General features: G+C 74.6%; 19 protein-coding genes. 14 read left to right on the plus strand and 5 right to left on the minus strand.

Going from position 1 to position 19,861, the window contains the following annotated elements; translation table 11 throughout:
* The first annotated feature begins 93 nt into the window (after positions 1-93).
* From crtI to AB0411_RS06555, 3 genes are read left to right on the plus strand one after another with little or no spacing between them, the layout of a single operon-like run.
* A complete protein-coding gene (gene crtI, locus AB0411_RS06545; protein ID WP_366416111.1) occupies positions 94-1,629 on the plus strand; it encodes a phytoene desaturase family protein in 1,536 nt (511 codons plus the stop codon).
* Positions 1,626-2,630 carry a phytoene/squalene synthase family protein gene (locus AB0411_RS06550; protein ID WP_366416112.1) on the plus strand — a complete coding sequence of 335 codons (1,005 nt, stop codon included), beginning with the start codon at positions 1,626-1,628 and terminating at the stop codon, positions 2,628-2,630. The genes crtI and AB0411_RS06550 overlap by 4 nt, the downstream gene beginning before the upstream one ends.
* A complete protein-coding gene (locus tag AB0411_RS06555; protein ID WP_366416113.1) occupies positions 2,627-3,697 on the plus strand; it encodes a DUF5914 domain-containing protein in 1,071 nt (356 codons plus the stop codon). The genes AB0411_RS06550 and AB0411_RS06555 overlap by 4 nt, the downstream gene beginning before the upstream one ends.
* Positions 3,698-3,746: 49 nt before the next feature.
* Here the strand turns inward: AB0411_RS06555 and AB0411_RS06560 are convergent, their stop codons facing one another.
* On the minus strand, positions 3,747-5,306 hold the full coding sequence (locus tag AB0411_RS06560; protein ID WP_366416114.1) for an FAD-dependent oxidoreductase: 1,560 nt from the start codon (positions 5,304-5,306) through the stop codon (positions 3,747-3,749).
* A gap of 222 nt (positions 5,307-5,528) precedes the next feature.
* Positions 5,529-6,719 (minus strand): lycopene cyclase family protein, encoded by a 1,191-nt coding sequence (locus AB0411_RS06565; protein WP_366416115.1) that lies wholly within the window; start codon positions 6,717-6,719, stop codon positions 5,529-5,531.
* Between the two features lie 294 nt (positions 6,720-7,013).
* On the opposite strand from AB0411_RS06565, the gene sigK reads away from it, so the two are divergent.
* From sigK to tgmB, 10 genes are all read left to right on the plus strand, one after another.
* Positions 7,014-7,601 (plus strand): ECF RNA polymerase sigma factor SigK, encoded by a 588-nt coding sequence (sigK, locus tag AB0411_RS06570; RefSeq protein WP_366416116.1) that lies wholly within the window; start codon positions 7,014-7,016, stop codon positions 7,599-7,601.
* A complete protein-coding gene (locus tag AB0411_RS06575; RefSeq protein WP_366416117.1) occupies positions 7,598-8,344 on the plus strand; it encodes an anti-sigma factor in 747 nt (248 codons plus the stop codon). Before sigK ends, AB0411_RS06575 begins: the two co-directional genes overlap by 4 nt.
* 269 nt (positions 8,345-8,613) lie before the next feature.
* Positions 8,614-9,879, plus strand: coding sequence for an NAD(P)/FAD-dependent oxidoreductase (locus AB0411_RS06580; RefSeq protein ID WP_366416118.1), 1,266 nt, complete (start codon positions 8,614-8,616; stop codon positions 9,877-9,879).
* On the plus strand, positions 9,876-10,649 hold the full coding sequence (locus tag AB0411_RS06585) for a DUF1365 domain-containing protein (protein WP_366416119.1): 774 nt from the start codon (positions 9,876-9,878) through the stop codon (positions 10,647-10,649). Before AB0411_RS06580 ends, AB0411_RS06585 begins: the two co-directional genes overlap by 4 nt.
* The gene (locus AB0411_RS06590) at positions 10,646-11,956 is read left to right on the plus strand and encodes a class I SAM-dependent methyltransferase (protein ID WP_437041386.1); all 1,311 of its coding nucleotides are present in this window, start codon (positions 10,646-10,648) and stop codon (positions 11,954-11,956) included. The genes AB0411_RS06585 and AB0411_RS06590 overlap by 4 nt, the downstream gene beginning before the upstream one ends.
* Positions 11,953-13,248 (plus strand): cyclopropane-fatty-acyl-phospholipid synthase family protein, encoded by a 1,296-nt coding sequence (locus tag AB0411_RS06595; protein WP_366416120.1) that lies wholly within the window; start codon positions 11,953-11,955, stop codon positions 13,246-13,248. The genes AB0411_RS06590 and AB0411_RS06595 overlap by 4 nt, the downstream gene beginning before the upstream one ends.
* The gene (locus tag AB0411_RS06600; protein WP_366416121.1) at positions 13,245-14,072 is read left to right on the plus strand and encodes a DUF1295 domain-containing protein; all 828 of its coding nucleotides are present in this window, start codon (positions 13,245-13,247) and stop codon (positions 14,070-14,072) included. Before AB0411_RS06595 ends, AB0411_RS06600 begins: the two co-directional genes overlap by 4 nt.
* Positions 14,069-14,779, plus strand: coding sequence for an alpha/beta hydrolase (locus AB0411_RS06605; RefSeq protein WP_366416122.1), 711 nt, complete (start codon positions 14,069-14,071; stop codon positions 14,777-14,779). Before AB0411_RS06600 ends, AB0411_RS06605 begins: the two co-directional genes overlap by 4 nt.
* A 424-nt stretch (positions 14,780-15,203) precedes the next feature.
* Positions 15,204-15,395 (plus strand): putative ATP-grasp-modified RiPP, encoded by a 192-nt coding sequence (gene tgmA / locus AB0411_RS06610; protein ID WP_167392716.1) that lies wholly within the window; start codon positions 15,204-15,206, stop codon positions 15,393-15,395.
* 6 nt (positions 15,396-15,401) lie between these two features.
* Positions 15,402-16,331 carry an ATP-grasp ribosomal peptide maturase gene (gene tgmB, locus AB0411_RS06615; protein ID WP_366416123.1) on the plus strand — a complete coding sequence of 310 codons (930 nt, stop codon included), beginning with the start codon at positions 15,402-15,404 and terminating at the stop codon, positions 16,329-16,331.
* A 111-nt stretch (positions 16,332-16,442) separates the two neighbouring features.
* On the opposite strand, the gene AB0411_RS06620 is transcribed toward tgmB, so the two are convergent.
* The 3 genes from AB0411_RS06620 to AB0411_RS06630 form a co-directional block, all read right to left on the minus strand.
* Positions 16,443-16,952, minus strand: a complete 510-nt coding sequence (locus tag AB0411_RS06620; RefSeq protein WP_366416124.1) for a hypothetical protein — start codon at positions 16,950-16,952, stop codon at positions 16,443-16,445.
* 192 nt (positions 16,953-17,144) lie between these two features.
* The gene (locus tag AB0411_RS06625) at positions 17,145-18,410 is read right to left on the minus strand and encodes an acyl-CoA dehydrogenase (RefSeq protein ID WP_366416125.1); all 1,266 of its coding nucleotides are present in this window, start codon (positions 18,408-18,410) and stop codon (positions 17,145-17,147) included.
* A 312-nt stretch (positions 18,411-18,722) separates the two neighbouring features.
* A complete protein-coding gene (locus AB0411_RS06630; RefSeq protein WP_366416126.1) occupies positions 18,723-19,181 on the minus strand; it encodes an RrF2 family transcriptional regulator in 459 nt (152 codons plus the stop codon).
* 163 nt (positions 19,182-19,344) lie between these two features.
* Between AB0411_RS06630 and AB0411_RS06635 the strand changes: the two genes are divergently transcribed.
* Positions 19,345-19,860: a (2Fe-2S)-binding protein gene (locus AB0411_RS06635; RefSeq protein WP_366416319.1), complete on the plus strand. Its 516-nt coding sequence runs from the start codon at positions 19,345-19,347 to the stop codon at positions 19,858-19,860.
* Position 19,861 lies beyond the last annotated feature (1 nt).

Below are 19,861 nucleotides of genomic sequence, written 5' to 3' on the forward strand. Positions count from 1 at the left end.
CGCGCGCGAAGACGCATGCCGCGCGACCGCCGTCCCGCCCCCTGTCCGGCCCGGGGAGAACGCGCCCGTCCGGCGGGCCCGAGGGGGCGGTTCATGAGAGCGGTCAAGGGCCCCACCGACCACGTCGTGGTGGTCGGCGCCGGACTCTCCGGGCTGTCCGCCACGCTGCACCTGCTCGGCGCGGGGCGGCGGGTCACGGTCGTCGAGCGCGAGGCGCTGCCCGGCGGCCGGGCCGGCCGCATCGACCGCCACGGCTACCGCATCGACACCGGACCGACCGTGCTGACCATGCCGGACCTCATCGACGAGACCTTCGCGGCAGTCGGCGAACGGCTCACCGACCGGCTGGAACTGCGGGCACTGCACCCGGCGTACCGCGCCCGTTTCGCCGACGGCAGCGAGCTGGACGTCCATACGGACCCGCAGGCCATGGAGGCGGAGGTGGCACGGTTCGCCGGCCCCGCGGCGGCCCACGGCTACCGGCGGCTGCGGCACTGGCTCCAGCAGCTCTACGCGGTCCAGCGGCACCGCTTCATCGACGCCAACTTCGACTCCCCGCTGCAACTGCTGCACCCGGACCTCGTCCGCCTCGCCGCGCTCGGCGGCTTCGGCCGGCTCGACCACCGCATCGCCCGCTTCCTGCCGGACCCGCGGCTGCGCCGGGTCTTCTCCTTCCAGGCGCTGTACGCCGGTGTACCGCCCGCGCGCGCCCTGGCCGCCTACGCCGTCATCGCCTACATGGACACCGTCGCCGGGGTGTACTTCCCGCGCGGCGGGATGCACGCCCTGCCCCGCGCCATGGCGGCCGCGGCCGCCGACGCCGGTGCCGCGTTCCGCTACGGACACCCGGTCACCCGGCTGGAACGCAGCGGCGACCGGATCACGGCCGTGGTCACCGCGCACGAACGCATCCCCTGCGACGCGGTGGTCCTCACGCCCGACCTCCCGGTCGTCCACCGGCTGCTGGGCCGGCGCCCCCGCCGCCCGCTCCGCCTGCGCCACGCGCCCTCCGCGGTGGTCCTGCACGCCGGCACCGACCGCACATGGCCGCGGCTGGCGCACCACACGCTCTCCTTCGGCGCCGCCTGGGAGCGGACCTTCGACGAACTCACCCGCACCGGGCGGCTGATGAGCGACCCCTCGCTCCTCATCACCCGCCCCACCGCCACCGACCCCGGGCTCGCCCCTCCGGGGCGCCACCTGCACTACATCCTCGCGCCCTGCCCCAACACCGAGACCGGCCCGCGCGCCGGGGACTGGCACGACCTGGCCCCCCGGTACCGCGACAGCCTGCTCTCCGTACTGGAGCGCCGTGGACTCACCGGCATCGGCGCCGCCACCGAGATGCACCACCTGGTCACCCCCGCCGACTGGGCCGCGCAGGGGCTCGCCGCGGGAACACCCTTCTCCGCCGCCCACACCCTGGCGCAGACCGGCCCCTTCCGCCCCCGCAACCTCGTGCGCGGCACCGAGAACGCCGTGCTGGCGGGCTGCGGCACCACCCCCGGCGTCGGCGTCCCCACCGTGCTGATCTCCGGCAAGCTCGCCGCGGCCCGGATCACCGGCCCGCGGCCCATCCGCTCCCCGGCGGGCACCGTCCGCCCGACCCCGAGAGGCACCCCGGCATGACGGCTCGCGAACTGGACGCCGCAGGCATCACCGACCCCCTCCTGCGCGACGCCTACGCCCGGTGCCGCCGGCTCAACGCCCGGCACGGCAAGACCTACTTCCTCGCCACCCGGCTGCTGCCCGTGGAGCGACGGCCGGCCGTCCACGCCCTGTACGGCTTCGCCCGCCGGGCCGACGACCTCGTCGACGAACCCGGAGCAGGCCGCTCCACCGCCGACTGCGCACGGGCGCTCGACGCCCTCCAGCGCTGCCTGGAGGAGGCCCTGCGCGGGGGAGAGACCACGGAACCGGTGGTGCGCGCGGTGGCGCACACCGCTGCCGTGTACCGCATCGACCACCGGCACTTCGCGGACTTCATGGCGTCGATGCGCAGCGATCTGACGGTGACGGACTACCCGACGTACGAGGACCTGCGGCGCTATGTGCACGGCTCGGCCGCGGTGATGGGGCTGGAGATGCTGCCGGTGCTCGGCACGGTCGTGCCGCAGGAGGAGGCCGCGCCGCACGCCGCGGCCCTCGGCATCGCCTTCCAGCTCACCAACTTCCTGCGCGACGTGGGGGAGGACCTCGACCGGGGCCGGATCTATCTGCCCGCCGACCTGCTGGCGGCGCACGGCGTCGACCGCGCACTGCTGCGCTGGAGCCGCGACACCGGCCACCGCGACCCGCGGATCACCGCGGCCCTGGCGGCCGCCGCCGACCTCACCCGCGGCGTCTACCGCGAGGCGGCACCCGGCCTCGCCCTGCTCGACCCCGTCTCGCGCCCGTGCATCCGCACCGCGTTCGTCCTCTACGGCGCGATCCTCGACGCCGTGCGCGACGACGGGTACGCCGTGCTGCACCGCCGCTCGGTGGTCTCCCGCCGACGCCGCGCGGCCACCGCCCTCGGCGGGCTGGCCCGGCTCACCGCCGCCCGTATCGCCGCCCGCCGCCCCGCCGTGCCGCGCCCCGGGACGCCGCACTCCGGGGTGCCGCACCGCCCGCAGGAGGAGACGCCATGACCCCTCAGGCCCGCCGCCGGACCCACCAGACCCACGAGGCCCCTCAGTCACACGGGGCCCGACGGGCCGGCCGGACTGCGCGGCTCCCGCTCCGGCTGCGGCCCAGGCCCGTGCCGTGGGAGGCGCAGCGGCCGACCTGGCGCGAGGCCCGCCCCGCGCGCCTCGCCGACGCCGTCAAGGCCGCCCTCGCCCGCCCGTCCGGCAACTGGTTCGTCCTCGGCCCGTCCGACGGCATCGGCGCCCACCGCGCCGTCGGCCGCACCGTCGCCGGCGTCGAGGTCGTCGCCTGGCGCGACCAGGCCGGGCGGCTGCTCGCCGGGCCGGGGGCCTGCCCGCACCTCGGCGCGCCCCTGGACCGCGGCCCCGTGCACTGCGGCATCCTCCGCTGCCGCTGGCACGGACTCGCCCTGGACGGCGCCCCGTTCGCCGGCTGGAACCCGTTCCCCGCCCACGACGACGGACTGCTGGCCTGGGTGCGCCTCGACGCGGCCGGCGGCGAGGAGCCGCTGCCCGAGCCGGTGTTGCCGGTACGGCCGCGCCCGGCGGGTGCCGTCACCGCGGTCCACACCGTCACCGGCGGCTGCGACCCCGAGGACGTGATCGCCAACCGTCTCGACCCGTGGCACGGCGCATGGTTCCACCCCTACTCCTTCGTCGACCTCACCGTGGTGGACACCCCCTCGGAGGACGGCGCACGGCACGCCGACGGCATCGCCGTCGAGGTCTCCTTCAAGGTCGCCGGGCGCGCCGTGGTGCCGGTCACGGCCCTCTTCACCGCTCCCGAGCCCCGCACGGTGGTGATGCACATCGTGGCGGGCGAGGGGCAGGGCTCCGTGGTGGAGACCCATGCCACGCCGCTGGGCCCCGACGACCGGGGGCGGCCGCGCACCGCGGTCACCGAGGCGGTGCTCGCCACGTCCCGGCGCCCCGGCTTCGCCCTCGCGCGCGCGGCCGCCCCCGCCCTGCGCCCGCTGATGCGCGCCGCCTCGCGGCGGCTGTGGCGGGACGACCTGGCCTACGCCGAACGCCGCTGGGAACTGCGCAGCAGCGGACGCTTCCCGGGCTGACACCGGCCGCCGTTCGGCCCGCCGCGCCGGGGGCACGGGCACCCCCCGCTCACCGTTCGGCCTGCCGCGCCGCCCACCGCAGCGCCGCGGAGCGCCCCCTGCCCGGCACCGTCCACAGGGTCTGGCCGCGCACCCCCCAGCCCCGCAACAGCGCATTGGCCGCGAGGAACCCGGTCGTCGCGGCGCGCTCCATCAGCGCGACGGGGAACGGGGTGCGCACCGCGTCGCCCGCGACCACCACCCGCGGATCGGGCGTGTGCACCGTCGGCCGGTCGCCGAACCCGCCCACCGGGAACAACGGGCAGTCCGCCCGCCACTCGTCCCGCCGGTCGACGATCCGGACGCCGCGGGTCTCCGGGTAGACGGCGTGCAACTGCTCCACCAGGCGCCGCTGTACGCGTTCCCGGTCGGCTCCCGCGGCGACGGCGTAGGCGTGCAGTTCGAGGACCGAGCCGCCGGTGCGGGCCGACCAGCGGGCCGCCTCCCCCTCCCAGCGCTCCAGCACGCTGACGTTGTCCAACGAGCCGAAGCCGCTGGTGCCCAGGAAGCCGGGCCGGCCGGTGCGCACCCGCCGCTCCAGCCAGAGCCGCGACACCAGGAAGGGCGGCGCGGTCCGCAGCCGCCCGATCCGCGCCCGCCAGGCGGCGTCCCCCAACGTCTCGGACGCCGCGACGAGTTGACGCAGCCCGCCGGGGTCCGGCGCGAGCACCACCGCGTCGAACCGGCGCTCCTCGTCCCGCGCGACGACACGCACCCCGCCGTCCTCCGGTTCGACCCGCGTCACCGCCGTGTCCGTGCGCAGCCGCACCCCGTGCCCCGTCAGATACCGGCCGAGGGGGTGCCACAGGGCCTGCGGGAACGGCTCGGCGGGCACGTCGAAGAGCAGCCCTTCGCTGGAGCCGAGAAAGTAGATGTGGAACATCAACACCAGTTCCGCGGCGGACAGTTCCCGCGGGTCCGCGAAGAAGCTCCGGGAGAACACCTCGAACGCCAGGTGTCGCGCGGCCTCGGGGAAGCGGATGCGGGAGAGGAAGTCCTGGGCGCTGATGCCGTCCAGACGCTCGTAGACCTGCGGCACCCGTACGTCGAGCAGCGGCAGGGCCGCACCGGGCCGCATCCGCACCAGGTCCCGCCAGGTGAAGGTGGGGCTGAGCGCCGCGAAGCCCAGGGCGCTCCACGGCGGGGTGCGCGGCACCCGCGCGAAGCTGTCCCGCAGGCCCGCACGGTGGTGCAGCGGGTAGTCGGGCAACCGCCTGAGCACGTCCAGTCCCGGGTCGATCCGGCGCAGCAGCCCCCGCAGGTTGTAGTACTGCGGAAAGAACGCATGGAACCCACGGCTCATGGTCGCCGTCGAGCCGTCGGCGAGCCGCACGGGCCAGCCCGCCAGCCGTCCGCCCAGGTCCGCTCCCCGTTCGTACAGCGTCACCCGCACACCCCGCTCGGCCAGTGCGGTCGCGGCCGCGAGGCCCGCGATACCGCCGCCGATCACCGCCGCACCGGGCCCGCCGTCCGGGGCCCGCTCCCGCCCCGGCGGCCCCGGCACCCGTTGTGCCCGCCGGTCGCGACCGTGCCGCGCGGCCGCGCCGCGCGCCCGCCCGCCGGCGGTCATGTGCCCTCCGGGGAGGCGCACGACGCGGGCGGGACGTTCCCGGGCAGCCACGTCGAGGGCAGCAACGGCGTCAACGGCAGCATGGGGATCTGCGGCATCAGCGGCGTCGGCGACGTCACAGGTGTCCGTGGCATCAGCGGTCTGCGTGGTGTCAGCGGTCTGCGTGGTGTCAGCGATGACACGGTCTCTCTCCTCCGGTCCGGGGACGGACGAACGGCCGGTTCACCGCACGGTGACCCGACGTGGCAGCAGCGGGAGTTCGGCGGCGGTACGGAGCATGGGCAGCACCGGGGTGCGCAGGCCGATGGCGAGGTCCTCCCACAGGCGGGAGCGGCCGTCGAGGAACCGCAGCAGCCGCTCCATCGGCACCGCGCGGAACAGACCGGTGAAGAACTCGGCGCCGTCCACCCGGCCGCTGTCCAGCGCACGCAGCAGCACCGCGTCCATCGCCCGGTGCCGGGCCGAGTGCGCGGGCGGGGGGAGCGGCGGCCGGCCCGCCAGCAGCGCGGACACGATGTGCGCGGACTGCCGTTGGACAGCGGCGAAGGTATAGCCGGTCGACGCGCGGGTGGCGCCGCCCGCGGTCCCGATGCGGAACACCGAGCGGCCCGCCCGCCGCGGGAACCGCCCGTCGGTCATCGGGATCACGCCCTGCTCCACGGCGGTCACCCGGAACCCGCCCGGCCGCAGCACCCGCGCGGTGTAGTGGTGCAACGCCCGCTCGTAGGCGGCGGTGTCGAGGACCCGGCGGGAGAACTCGGTGTACTCCACGAGCGCGGTGTGCTCGCTCAGCGGCAGCACATACCCGAAGGACAGGCCCTGCGCGGGCTGCGGGGTGCGGAAGTCCATCAGATCCGCGGTCGTGGGGTCGAACGCCGGCTGCCGGGTGCGCACGAACCAGCCCCGGAAGTGCTGCTGGAGGGTGGTGCGGGCCGGCGGGAGCCGGCCGCCGGGACGGGAGTCGAAGGCCCAGCGCGCCCGGAGGACCACCGGCCGCCCCGCCGCGTCGCGCCCCCGTACCTCCGCGCCGCCGGCCACGTCCCGTACGGACTCCACCGTCGCGGCGACCCGGGCGACGCCGCCGTGGCCCGACAGCCGGGCGCCGACCAGCGCCTCGAAGTCGCGCGAGCGCAGCATCTTGTACCGGAAGGGCGCGGGCCGTCCCACCGTCGCCGCCCCGTCGGGGCCGTGCACGCGCAGCAGCTCCCACGAGGCGGTCAGCGCGGAGTCGAAGGCGCCGCCCGGCGCCTCCCAGTAACACCAGGTCCGTTCCTGCGGGGTGAGCGGCCCGTGCGGAGCGTCGACCAGCAGCACCCGTGGCGTGCCGGCGCCGGGTGCGGGGGCGCACAGCCGGTGGGCGAGCGACAGCCCGGCCGCGCCCGCGCCGACGATGACGGCATCCGCGTCCCGCACGCCCGGTCCTCCCTGCGCTCGACGGGCCCGACCGCGATCCTCGCGCAGCAAGGGGCCGGGAGGCGGTGTCCGACGCGCGGGAAACCGGCGGGCCGCGCGACGCCCGCGGCCCTCGCCGGCCGCTGTCCCGCCGTCAGGACCGCAGGCAGGCAAGGGCAGGATGCCGGGCCGGCGCCGTACCGGCCGGGCCCGCCCGCGGCGTCCGCCGGGGCGTACGTCAGAATCCTTTCCGACCAATCCAGGTGTCGCCCGGCGCCGAATCACTGGTGACCATGTCACAGTCCGGAGGTGTCCATGCCCGTCGCAGCCCGCGGCGACCGATCCTCAGCGCCGCATTCCGGTGCCCTGGAAACCCTGCTCGACCGCGTCTCCCGCGGCGACCAGCAAGCGTTCGAGAGTCTCTACACCGCGGTGGCCGGATCGGTACTGGGACTGGTGCGCCGGGTGGTGCGGGACCCGGCGCAGTCCGAGGAGGTGGCACAGGAGGTGCTGATCGACGTGTGGCGGTCGGCGGCCCGGTACGACGCGCGGCAGGGCAGCGCCATGGCCTGGATCATGACCTTGACGCACCGGCGGGCGGTGGACCGGGTGCGGTCGGCCCAGGCGGCGGCCGACCGCGACCACCGGGCCGCAGTGCACGGCTACACCACGGCCTTCGACGAGGTCAGCGAGCAGGTCGAGCGGCGTCTGGAGCGCGAGCAGGTGCGCCGCTGCCTGGGACAGCTGACCGAACTGCAGCGGGAGTCGGTGACGCTCGCCTACTACCGCGGGTACACCTACCGGGAGACCGCCGACCTGCTGGGCACGGCGCTGGGCACGGTCAAGACACGGCTGCGCGACGGTCTGATCCGGCTGCGCGACTGCTTGGGGGTGTCGGCATGAACACCGTCGATCTGCACACACTCACCGGTGCCTACGCCCTGGGCGCACTGTCCGAGCAGGAGGCCGCGGAGTTCGGCCGCCACCTCGCCCAGTGCGAGGCCTGCACCCGGGAGGTACGGGAACTGCAGGAGACCGCGGCCCGGCTCGCCCTGGCGGTCGCCGAGGTGCCCCCGGCGGACCTCAGGACCCGGGTGATGGCGGCCCTGCCCGAGGTCCGGCAGCTGCCGCCGATACCGCGCGAGGCGACCGTGCTCCCCATGCGCCGGCGGGTGCGCCACCGCCTGCCCTACCTCGCGGCGGCCGCCTGCCTGGTCGTCGCCGCGGTCGCCGGCGGACTGGCCGTCAAGTCCCGGCAGGACGCCGACGCACAGCGGGAGCGTTCCGTCCGCGCCGAGCAGCAGGCGGCCGTGGTCAGTGCCCTGATGGCCGCGCCGGACGCCACCTTCCACACCACGGCCCTCAAGGGCGGGGGCAGCGGGACGGTGGTGGCCTCCAAGCGGATGGGACGGGCGGCCTTCCTGTACCGCGGGCTGCCGGCCCTGCCGGAGCAGCGGGTGTACGAACTCTGGTACAGCCGCAACGGCAGCATGGTGCCCGCCGGACTCGTCGAGCCCGGCCGCTCCTCCGGCACGATGCTGCTGACCGGCGGACCGCGGGGCGCGGACGGCGTCGGCGTCACGGCCGAACCCCCGGGCGGCTCCAGCACTCCCACCAGCCCGCCGCTGGGCCTCCTGCGGGTATGACCCCGGGCAGCGGCACCTGACCCCGTAGCGGACAGGTGACCCGGAAAACGACGGATGACACCGGCGGCCGGCCTGGACCTCCCGGGGCCGGCCGCCGGTCCCGTCACCGCGCCCGGCCCCGCACCGCCGGCCCCCGCCCCGCACGCCGCCCGCGGCGACGGTCCGGAACATCAGGACCAATCCGCGCCGCCCCCGGCACCGAATCCTCCGTGAGCGGGCCGCCGCACCCCTGAAGCGGCCCGCCCCGACACGAGGAGGAGGCACCTGCTGTGGAGCGTCGACGGACAGCTGTGGTGGGCGGCGGGGTGGCGGGACTCACCGCCGCGTATGTGCTGCAGCAAGGCGGCTGCGAGGTGTCGCTGTACGAGGCGGACGACCGCCTCGGCGGTCACGCCCACACCCACGAGACGGTCTCGGCGGACGGCCGGGTGGTACGCGTCGACAGCGGCTTCATCGTCCACAACGAACGCACCTACCCGCTGCTGCTCCGGCTCTTCGGCGAACTCGGGGTGGCCACCCAGGACTCCGAGATGAGCATGTCCGTACGGTGCGAGGGCTGCGGCCTGGAGTACGCCGGCGCCCGCGGTCCCGCCGGGCTGTTCGCCCAGCCGCGCAGCGCCCTGCGGGGCCGCTACCTGCGGATGCTGACCGAGGTCCGGGCCTTCCACCGGGCGGCGCGCACCACGCTCGCCGCGGAGCGCGGGGACGGGCTGACCCTCGGAGAGTTCCTGCGCGGATGCGGCTTCTCGCGGTACTTCGTGACCCACTTCGTCACCCCGCTGGTGTCCGCGGTGTGGTCCTGCGCCCCCACGACGGCCATGGAGTATCCGGCCGTCTACCTCTTCCGCTTCCTGGAGCACCACGGCCTGTTGTCCGTCAGCGGCTCGCCGCAGTGGAAGACCGTGACCGGCGGCTCGGTCGAGTACGTCGGCCGGGTGGCCAAGCAGCTCACGGCGGTCCGCACCGGCACCCCGGTGCGCGCGGTGCACCGCGGCGGCGGCCGGGCCGGCATCGTCACCGAGGACGGTACGGAGCAGTCCTACGACGCGGTGGTGGTCGCCGTCCACCCCGACCAGGCCCTGCGGATGCTCGCCGACCCCACCGACGACGAACGGCGGGTCCTGGGCGCCTTCTCCTACTCGCGCAACACCACCCTGCTGCACGGCGACACCTCGCTGCTGCCCCGCGCCCGCGGGGCCCGGGCCTCGTGGAACTACCTGATGGCCTCCTGCACCACCCCCGCGGACAAGGTGCAGGTCACCTACCACATGAACCGGCTGCAGCGGCTGGACACCCCGGAGGACCACCTGGTCACCCTCAACGCCACCGACCGGGTCGCCCCCGACCGGATCCTGGCGCGCATGGTCTACGAACACCCCCTCTACACACCGGAGGCGGTCGCCGCGCAGCAGAGCCTGCCGCACCTGAACACCGCGGTCACCGCCTTCGCCGGTGCCTACCACGGCTGGGGCTTCCACGAGGACGGCTGCCGTTCCGGCGTCCGGGCCGCCGCGGCCCTGGGGGTGCGCTGGTGACATCCCCAGCGGCCACCCCGGCCGCCGCCCCCGCCACCGGCGTCCGCACCCCCGCCCTCTACACCTGCCTCGTCTCCCACGCCCGTACGTCCCCGGTGCACCACTCCCTGCGCCACCGCACCTACATGTGGCTGGTCGACCTCGACCACCTGCCGCAACTCCCCTCCGTCCTGCGCCCGTTGGCCCGGTTCGACGCCCGGGACCACTTCGCCGGCACCGCACCGACCCTCCGGGCCGGGCTGGAACGGTTCCTGACGAGCCGTGGGGTGCGGCTGGACGGCGGGCGGGTGCTGATGCTCGCGCACGCCAGGGTCCTGGGCCATGTCTTCAACCCGCTGACCCTGTACTGGTGCCACGACCCGAGCGGTGCGCCGCTCTGCGTCGTGGCCGAGGTGCACAACACCTACGGCGAGCGCCACTGCTATCTGCTGCACACCGACGCACAGGGCCGGGCGGAGACCGCCAAGGACTTCTACGTCTCGCCGTTCTTCCCGGTCGACGGCGCCTACCGGATGCGCCTGCCCGAACCGGCCGGCCGGCTCGATCTGACCGTACAACTGCGGCGCGGGGACACCAGGCCGTTCACCGCGACCGTGCGCGGCACCCGGCGGCCCGCGACCCCGCGGCACCTGCTGGCCTGCGTGCTGCGCCACCCCTGGTCGACGGCCGCCGTCTCGGCCGGGATCCGCCGCCACGGCATCGCCCTGTTCCTGCGCGGGCTGCCCGTCCAGCCCCGCCCCCGCCACCGTATCGAGGAAGGTACGCAGTGAAGACCTCAGCCCCGGACCGCACCGAAACCGCCCCCGCCCCGGCCCCCACACCCACCCCGGCCCCGGCGCGGGTGGACGCGGCCACCTGGCCGGATGTGGCGCGCGCCCCGCGCGCCTCGGCCGCCCGTACCGCCCTGACCCGGCTGCTCGTCCGCCGGGCACTCGCCTCCCTGCCGCTGCGGGTCGCGCTCGGCGACGCCCCCGTCACGGGCACCGAGGGCCCCCTGCTGCGGGTGCACGACCCGGACGCCTTCTTCCGCCGGATCGGAGCCGACGGGCTGATCGGCTTCGGCGAGTCCTACATGGCGGGGGAGTGGGACACCGACGAACTGGTCGCCGCGCTGACCGTCCTCGCCTCCCACGTCACCGCGCTGGTACCCCGCCCCCTGCAGCGGCTGCGCGGCGCCTGGGCGCACCGCAGGCCGCACGGACAGCGCAACACCCCGGAAGGCGCACGGGACAACATCCACCGGCACTACGACCTGTCCAACGACCTGTTCGCGCTCTTCCTCGACCGGACCATGACGTACTCCTCGGCCCTCTTCCGCAAGCGCCCCGCCGCATGGAGCGAGCTGGCCGGCGCCCAGCACCGCAAGATCGACCGGCTGCTGGACCTGGCCGGCGTCGGCGAGGGCACCCGCCTGCTGGAGATCGGCACCGGCTGGGGTGAACTCGCCCTGCGCGCCGCCGCCCGCGGCGCCCGGGTGGTCTCCGTGACCCTGTCGCAGGAGCAGCGCGCGCTCGCCATGGCGCGGCTCGCCGAGGCCGGTTACGCGGACCGGGTCTCGGTCGAACTGTGCGACTACCGGGAGGTGACCGGCGTCCACGACGCCGTGGTGAGCGTGGAGATGATCGAGGCCGTCGGCGCGGACTACTGGCCCGTCTACTTCGAGACCCTCCGGCGCCTGGTGGCGCCCGGCGGCCGGATCGCGCTCCAGGCGATCACCATGCCGCATGACCGGATGCGCGCCACCCGCACCACCTACACCTGGATCCACAAGTACATCTTCCCCGGCGGACTCATCCCCTCCGTCCGGGCCGTCGAGGAGTGCGCCGCGGGCGCCGGCCTGCGCGTACAGGGGAACGACGGATTCGGCGGCCACTACGCCGAAACGCTGCGGCTGTGGCGCGAACGCTTCACCGAACAGCACGCCGCGGTCGGCGCGTTGGGCTTCGACGCGGTGTTCCGCCGGATGTGGGAGTTCTATCTCGCCTACAGCGAGGCCGGCTTCCGCGCCGGCTACCTGGACGTCCGCCAACTGCTCCTGACCAGCGCCGGCACGTCGCAGGACGGAGGCCCGCGATGACGCGCGTCGCGCCCCGTCTCGCCGCACTGCTCGCCGGCTGCTTCGCGGGCCACCTGCCGGTGCGGCTGCGCGCCTGGGACGGCAGCGAAGCCGGGCCCAAGGACGCGCCGGTCGTGGTGCTGCGCTCACGCCGGGCGCTGCGCCGGCTGCTGTGGCAGCCCGGTGAACTCGGCCTGGCGCAGGCGTACATCGCCGGCGATCTGGACGTCGAGGGCGACCTCGCCGACGGACTGAGCCGGGTATGGCGCGCGGTACGCGCCCACGGCCCGGCTCCCGGCACCCCCGGCCCCCGGCAACTGGCCCGGATGGCCCGCACCGCCCTGCTGCTCGGCGTGCTGGGTCCGCGCCCGCCCGCACCCGGGGCCCCGCGGGCCCGGCTGCGCGGCGCCCTGCACAGCACCGCCCGCGACCGGGCCGCGATCAGCCACCACTACGACCTGTCCAACGACTGGTACGCGCTGCTGCTCGACGAGACCATGGCCTACTCCTGCGGCTACTGGAAGCGCCCGGCCGACCCGTCCTACGGTCCGGCCGACGCCCAGCGGGACAAACTGGAGCTGGTCTGCCGCAAGCTCGGACTCCGCCCCGGTGCCCGTCTGCTGGACATCGGCTGCGGCTGGGGCGGCCTCGCGCTGCACGCCGCGCGGGAGCACCACGCACAGGTCACCGCGGTCACCCTCGCGCAGGAGCAGCACGCGTTCGTGACCGCCCGCGTCCGCGAGTTGGGGCTGACCGAGCGGATCGACGTCGAACTCCGGCACTACCGCTACCTCACGGCGGACGGCTACGACGCGGTGAGCGCGATCGAGATGGGCGAGCATGTGGGCGACGCCGAGTACCCGGCCTTCGCCGCCCGGCTGCACGCCCTGGTGCGCCCCGGGGGACGGGTGCTGATCCAGCAGATGTCCCGTGGCGCCGCCGCGCCCGGAGGCGGCGCGTTCATCGAGTCCTACATCGCCCCCGACATGCATATGCGCCCGCTGGGGGAGACCGTGGGCTTGCTGGAGGCCGGCGGACTGGAGGTGCGCTCCGTGGAGTCGCTGCGCGAGCACTACGCACGGACCATCGCCGCCTGGCACCACACGCTGGAGACCCGCTGGCCGGAGTTCGTGGCGCTGGCGGGGGAACCGACCGCCCGGGTGTGGCGGCTCTACCTGGCCGGTTCCGGCCTGGCGTTCACCGAGCGCCGCATGGGCGTCGACCAGATCCTGGCCGTACGCCCCACACCGGACGGGGACGCCGGCCTGCCCGGCACGCCCTACGACTGGTACGCCGAGGACGTCCCGACATGACGGGACTGCCCTGGGCGGCCCTCGCCGTCAATCTCGCCGTGGCGGCCGGTGCCGCGTTCGCCGTCATGCTCACCACGTTCGCGCTCGCCCGGGCCAAGGGGCTGCACCGGCTGGTGGACATCGCCTGGGGAACGGCGTTCACGGCGGTGGCCCTGGCGACCTGTGCCCTGTCCGCCGGTCATGGGGACGACGGCCGGCGGATCCTGGTCACGGCCGCCACGGCGGTGTGGGGGCTGCGGTTGTCCGCCCACATCGCCCGGCGCGGACGCGGGCACGGTGAGGATCCGCGCTACGAGCGGCTGCTGGCCAAGGCCCCCGGCAGCCGCGACGCCTACGCCCTGCGCACGGTGTACCTGTTGCAGGGCGCTCTGGTGGGGCTGATCTCGCTGCCGGTGCAGGTGGCTCAGTACGTCCCCGTGCCGTTGGGGGCGAGTGCCGTCGCCGGCGCGGTGGTGTGGGCGACCGGCCTCGTCTTCGAGAGCGTCGGCGATTTCCAGCTCGGCCGGTTCCGGGCCAACCCCGGCAACCGGGGCCGCATCATGGACCGCGGCCTGTGGGGCTGGACCCGGCACCCCAACTACTTCGGTGACTTCCTCGTATGGTGGGGTCTGTTCCTGCTGGCCTGCGGCACCGTGCAGGCCGCCGCGGTCGCCGTGGTCTCGCCGCTGGTGATGTCGTACCTGCTCCTCCACGGCAGCGGCAAGCGACTGCTGGAGAACCACCTGGCCGACCGCCCCGGGTACGCCGCCTACACCGCTCGCACCAGCGGCTTCTTCCCACTGCCACCGCGCCGACAGCCCCACCAGGAGGACCCCCGCCCATGACGACAGGCCCGGCACAGCCCACGGAACCCGGTGGCGACGGAGACCGGGAACCGCACCGTCCGCTGGTCGTCCACCGGGCCCCCGACGCGCCACGGGCCGCCGTCCTGCTGCTGCACGGCGGCCGGGCCGACGGCCGCACCCCGCCGCCGCGGCTCAACCTCCCCGCGCTGCGGATGCGACCCTTCGGCTCCGCGCTGTCCCGGCCGCCGCGCGGGCGGGAACTGCTGCTCGCCTCCGTGCGGTACCGCTGCCGCGGATGGAACGGGCCGCAGGCGGACGCCGCCCGGGACGCCCGCCGGGCGCTCGACGAACTGGCCGCGCTCGCCGCCGGCGTGCCGGTCGTGCTCGTCGGCCACTCCATGGGCGGCAGGGCCGCCCTGCGCACCGGCGGGCATCCGGCGGTGCGCGGCATCGTCGCGCTCGCCCCCTGGTGCCCGTCCGATGAGCCCGTCTCCCATCTGCGGGACCGGACCGTCGTGCTGCTGCACGACGCACGCGACCGGATCACCGACGCCGAGGGCTCCCGGCTCTTCGCCGACCGGGCCCGGGACTCGGGGGCGCGGGCCCACGCGGTCACCATGCCGCGCGGCGGCCACACCATGCTCCGCGGCGCCCGCCAGTGGCACCGGCTGACCGTGGAGCTGGTCGCCGCGATCCTGGACGGGGCGCCGTTGCGGCTTCCGGCCGACGGAAAGATCCCCGGCTAGCCGCCCGCGCGGCACATACCGGCGGTCCCGTACGGCATCCCTTTCCGCACGCGTCCCGTCGGTCGCTCACAGGGCCGGGGCGCAGACAGCGGTGTGCGCGCTCCGGCGCGCGCTTTCGCCGCCGGACCGCCGTGCCGGGGCCCTTCCGCGTGCCCAAGTCCCGCATGGGGAAGTCTTCTTCCGGGTGGGGGATTTCCGCATGCGCTCCTGCCCGAACGGGCCGTCAGGACATGCCTCGACGGCGGTACTTGGCACGGCCGGCGAGTACGCGATCGTCGCTATTCAGTCAAGAGGATCGCCGGAAACGAGCAAAAGAGGCAACTTACTGACCAGATTGTCGCGTCTTCCGTGCAGAGTCATCAAACGGGACCCAGAAGTGTGCCCCGTGCCAAGGGCTCAGAAACCGGGCTTCGAAGGAGAAGGTATGCGACCGTTTGCGTTGAGCTACGCCCGTCCGGCGGTGAAAACACCGGCCACCACCCCCTACAGCTATGACGCCACACGGCAACTCAACGTCCTCCCGGACGGGCGCCCGGCCACTTGCAGCCGGGCGGTGCTGCTGGCGACCGGCACCACTGCCTCCACCGCCGGTTCCAAGACCCACTTCGACGACTGAGCGCCGATGACCGTCCTGGTCCTCACGTGCGAGGAAGACTTGACGGCGGACATCGTGGTGTCGACGCTGCAGGACCTCGGGGTCCCGCTCGTCCGCCTCGACCCCGCCGACCTGCCGGGGAAGGTCGCGCTGTCGGCGGAGTACGCCGGCGACGACTTCGACGGCTATCTCAAAGCGGGCGAACGCATGGTGAGCCTCGGCAGCCTGCGCTCGGTATGGGTGCGCCGCCCCGGCACCCCCGGGGCGCGCGCCCCGGAACAGTCCGCCTGGATCACGGCGGAGTCCGAGCAGGCGCTGTACGGCATGCTCTCCTGCACCCCGGCACGCTGGATGAACCACCCGGTCGCGTCGGTGCAGGCACGCAACAAGCCGTGGCAACTGCGCATCGCCCACCGCAGCGGATTCCTCGTACCCCCCACATTGATCACGACGTTCCCGGCCGTCGCCCGGCAGTTCGCCGCCGCCCACCAGGACCTGGTGGTGAAATCGGTCAGCGGAAAGCACCCCGGCGACCCGCCACTGGTGCTGCCCACCACGCGCATCAGCCCGGACGCGGACTTCAGCGGGGTCGCGGCCGGCCCCACCCTGCTCCAGCGGCACGTCCACAAGGAGGCCGACATCCGGCTGACCTGCGTCGGCGAGCACCTCTTCGCCGCCCGCAAGAAGGCCGATCCGGAAGAGGTGGACAGCCGTTTCACCCAGCACGGCACCTGGGAGCCCGCCGAAGTACCGGACTCCGTCGAACGGGCGGTGAGCCGCTATATGGCCACCGCCGGACTCGCCTACGGTGCCTTTGACTTCGCCGAGGACCCCGATGGGGCCTGGTGGTTCCTCGAATGCAACCAGGGCGGCCAGTTCGGCTTCGTCCAGTTGGAGACGGACCAGCCCATCGCCCAGGCCATCGCCACCTGGCTGGCGGTGGAATCCACCACCTGATTCCGGAGCAGCGGCCGGCCGCGGACCACGGTGCCGCGGCGCCGAGCCGCGCCGCTCCCGCTCGTTCCACGGTCCCGGCGCGCCGGCGCCCAGTACGGCGCGCCCGGGCCCCTACTTGCTCAAGACGTTCGCCACCACGATGAACAACCCGATCAGCACATCCACCCCGCCGACCCGGAAGGAGCCCGGCCAGCCCCGGCCCGCCACCCGGGCCGCCCACACCCCCCAGCCGAACAGCGCCACCATGTTGAAGCCCAGGGCGACATCGATCGCGCTCGCCTCGCCCCACCACCTCGCCTGGGCGCCGAGCAGCACCGCGATCGTCGGCACCATCGCGGCCACCAGCGGCCATTCGGTCAGCATGGAACGCACCGCGCTGGCGGTGACCTGGGCGTCCTCGTCCGTCCGGTGCGCGATGGAGTGGGCGTAGCCGTGCGCGGCGGCCGACGCCACCGCCGACAGCGCCACCCACAACGCGTCGTACCCGGGATCCGCGGGGGTGCCCTCATGGCCCAGCGCGGCCGCCAGCGCGCTGGCGAGCACCGAGCCGTACACCCCGCCGAACAGCAACCGCTGCAGAGGCTCCCCCCGTCTGGGAGGCGGCAGGGAATCGTTGCGCATCACGGACACGGCGCCACCTCCCAGGACCGACCGGGCCGCCCCGCTCCGGGAGCCCACCCGAGATGTAGCAGCCCCCGGCACGGAACCGTCCGAAGCTGCGCCGACGGCCCCGGCGAATTCCCTCCCCGCAACGGCGGCGCCTACCGCGGCCCGGCGCGGAACCGCGGGCTCCGCCCGGCGGGGGCAGCGTCGTCAGGCCCGCAGGGTCAAGGCGGGGTGCGTGCCGTTCAGGTAGTGGTCGCCGATGTCGCGGAGGCTGTGGGTGGGGGAGACCTGCGCCGTCAGGATGCGTGCATTGCGCCAGAACCTGTCGAATCCCAGGGCGCCCGCCGGGGAGTCCGCGCCCTGGGTGAGTTCCAGGACGCGGGTGGTGATGTCCATCGCCGTCCGGCCGGTGACGGCCTCGGCCGCGGCGACGAGGACCGCGATGTCGGCGCGCTCGTCCACCCCGAGTGCCTGGCCCGCGAGAAGACCCCGCGCCAGTGCCTCGGTCGCCGACTCGACCACAGCCGCGGCGGTGTGCGCGGCCGTCACCAGCTCCCCGTACGCGAGCAGGAGGTAGGGATCCGCACCCGGCCGGTCCGGGTACCCGCCGTCGTCCCGGCCCCCGGCCGCCCGGCCGCGCGGTGCCGCCCGGTTGAGGTCCCGTGCCTCGGCCAGCGCCCCTTCGGCGGTCCCCAGGCCGACGTGGACGAGGGCGAGCCGGAGCGCCAGCGGGGCGAGCGTGGCGAAGGGGGAGACGGCGTGCTCGTCCTGGGGGACGGCGCCGAGGACCTGGTCGGCGGGGACGGCGACGCCGTCGAAGCCGATGCTGCCGGCGCCCGTGAGCCGTTGGCCGAGGCGGTCGTGCTCGGCGTCGGCCGCCACCCCCGGGAGGGACGGGTCGACACAGACGACCACGGGATCACCGCTCTCGGCGCAGACCGCGCCGAGCACCAGCCGGTCGGCGACCTGGACGCCCGCGGCGAGCGTCGTGCACCCGTGGAGGACATGTCCGCCGTCGACCGGAGTCAGGGTCAGATCGGGGCCCGCCGTCGGCTCGGGGTCCGGGATGTCGGTGCTCCCGCCCCAGATCCACTGCTCGGCCGCCGCCCGGAGTTCGAGCGCGTCGGCCCTTTCCGGGGTGCTGAAGAACCGTGCGCTCCACGACAACGCATAGTGCCGGCCCAGCAGTTCGCCGATGGAGCTGTCCGCCGCGGCGATCTCCCGGACGACCGCGCAGGCGGTGCGCCAGTCGGTGCCGCGCCGGGCCGGTCCTGGTGGCATCAGCAGCGCGGGCAGCCCCGCCTCGCGCAGCCGGGCGACCTCGTCGAACGGAGGCTTGCCCGCACGGTCGCGGCTGAGGGCGTCGACGGCGAGGTCCTCCGCGACCTCCCGGGTGACACGGAGCCGGATTCCCTCGTCGGCAAGGTGGTCGGGCTCCGGGCGGGCGGGCCGTGCTGCGGATTTCTTCGGCATTGCGCCGTTCACCGTCCTGTCGGGTGCCTCCGGCGCGCGCAAGGAGCGGGCCGCCGCCCGGAGGAACGCACCCCGCCGGAGACCGCACGCCCACTTCTCCCGCCCCCGGATTCCCTAGTTTTCCCACTGGATTGATAGGAAAGAGGATGCGTCCGGACTGCGGGCGGATCAAGGGGTGTTCAAGGGGTGGACAGGCCGGTCTTGGCATCCGGACGTGTGCGGCGGACGCTCTCCGGGGCGGGCGCTCCCCGAAACGGGCGTTTTCCGGCAAGGACGCGCGGCCCGCCTCGGAGCGGACCCGCACGACACCCCTTAGGGGTTGGCCCAGGAGGCGGGGTTCTCGGTCAGGGCGGAGACCGGGTCCGGCAGCTCGGCCGACGCGACGTCGGCCAGCGAGACGCCGTCGAGGATCTGCCGGACGTTGGCCCGCAGGGCGATCCACAGCGGCAGCAGCGACTCGGCGGGCCCCGTGTACGACAACTCCGGCGGGCGGACGCCGCGTACCGATACCAGCGGCCCGTCCACGACGCGGATGACATCCGCGATGCTGATCTCCTCCGCGGGCTTGGCCAGCCGGTAGCCGCCGTTGCCGCCGCGCTGGCTGTGGACGAGCCCGCCCCGGCGCATGTCGTTCAGGATGCCCTCGAGGAATTTATGCGGAATGTCCTGTGCGGTGGCGATGGCCTCCGCCTTGAGCGGCCCCGCCTCCCGGGCGGCGGCGAGTTGCAGCGCCGCCCGCACGGCATAGTCCGCTCTGGCTGAAATCCGCATGCTCCGCATTATCCCGTAAGGGGCACGGCCCCCGGGCTCCGGGTGCACAACGGGCCCTGCCTTCGCACCCTCCTCGTCCGGTTGCGAGCCCGCCCGAGGCGGCGGAGGCTCGACGTACGGCATCGACTCCGAGGTGAGTGTCGTGGCAGACAAAGGCGTGCCCATGTCCGTGGCGCCGTCCACGGTCAGGGAGACACGAGGGCCCGGCAGCGTGGAAATGGCCCTCAGCGTCAACGGCGTCTCGCACGTGCTGGATCTGGAACCCCGGGTGAGCCTGCTGGACGCCCTGCGTGAGCATCTGGCTCTCACCGGTGCCAAAAAGGGCTGTGACCAGGGGACCTGCGGGGCGTGCACGGTCTGGGTCGACGGGCGCAGGGTGCTGGCCTGTCTGACACTGGCCGTCACCTGCGAAGGCCGCGAAGTGACCACCATCGAAGGTCTCGCCGAGGGCGACGAGCTGCACCCGATGCAACGCGCGTTCCTGGAGCACGACGCCTTCCAGTGCGGGTACTGCACCCCCGGGCAGATCATGTCGGCCGTCGCCGTGCTGGCCGAGGGGCACGCCGGGTCCGACAGCGAGATCGCCGAGTGGATGAGCGGCAACATCTGCCGGTGCGCGGCCTATCCCCACATCCGCTCCGCCATGCGCGAGGTGCGCGACCGGAAGACAGGACAGTGAC

Source organism: Streptomyces angustmyceticus (assembly GCF_040701845.1).
Classification (GTDB): Bacteria; Actinomycetota; Actinomycetes; order Streptomycetales; family Streptomycetaceae; genus Streptomyces; species Streptomyces angustmyceticus_A.

Coding starts and splice junctions, on each gene's coding strand:
- AB0411_RS06605 (WP_366416122.1), top strand. CDS start 14,069: ATGACGACAGGCCCGGCACAGCCCACGGAACCCGGTGGCGACGGAGAC.
- tgmA (WP_167392716.1), top strand. CDS start 15,204: ATGCGACCGTTTGCGTTGAGCTACGCCCGTCCGGCGGTGAAAACACCG.
- AB0411_RS06620 (WP_366416124.1), bottom strand. CDS start 16,952: ATGCGCAACGATTCCCTGCCGCCTCCCAGACGGGGGGAGCCTCTGCAG.
- AB0411_RS06550 (WP_366416112.1), top strand. CDS start 1,626: ATGACGGCTCGCGAACTGGACGCCGCAGGCATCACCGACCCCCTCCTG.
- AB0411_RS06575 (WP_366416117.1), top strand. CDS start 7,598: ATGAACACCGTCGATCTGCACACACTCACCGGTGCCTACGCCCTGGGC.
- AB0411_RS06555 (WP_366416113.1), top strand. CDS start 2,627: ATGACCCCTCAGGCCCGCCGCCGGACCCACCAGACCCACGAGGCCCCT.
- AB0411_RS06625 (WP_366416125.1), bottom strand. CDS start 18,410: ATGCCGAAGAAATCCGCAGCACGGCCCGCCCGCCCGGAGCCCGACCAC.
- AB0411_RS06635 (WP_366416319.1), top strand. CDS start 19,345: ATGTCCGTGGCGCCGTCCACGGTCAGGGAGACACGAGGGCCCGGCAGC.
- AB0411_RS06600 (WP_366416121.1), top strand. CDS start 13,245: ATGACGGGACTGCCCTGGGCGGCCCTCGCCGTCAATCTCGCCGTGGCG.
- AB0411_RS06560 (WP_366416114.1), bottom strand. CDS start 5,306: ATGACCGCCGGCGGGCGGGCGCGCGGCGCGGCCGCGCGGCACGGTCGC.
- AB0411_RS06630 (WP_366416126.1), bottom strand. CDS start 19,181: ATGCGGATTTCAGCCAGAGCGGACTATGCCGTGCGGGCGGCGCTGCAA.
- sigK (WP_366416116.1), top strand. CDS start 7,014: ATGCCCGTCGCAGCCCGCGGCGACCGATCCTCAGCGCCGCATTCCGGT.
- crtI (WP_366416111.1), top strand. CDS start 94: ATGAGAGCGGTCAAGGGCCCCACCGACCACGTCGTGGTGGTCGGCGCC.
- AB0411_RS06595 (WP_366416120.1), top strand. CDS start 11,953: ATGACGCGCGTCGCGCCCCGTCTCGCCGCACTGCTCGCCGGCTGCTTC.
- tgmB (WP_366416123.1), top strand. CDS start 15,402: ATGACCGTCCTGGTCCTCACGTGCGAGGAAGACTTGACGGCGGACATC.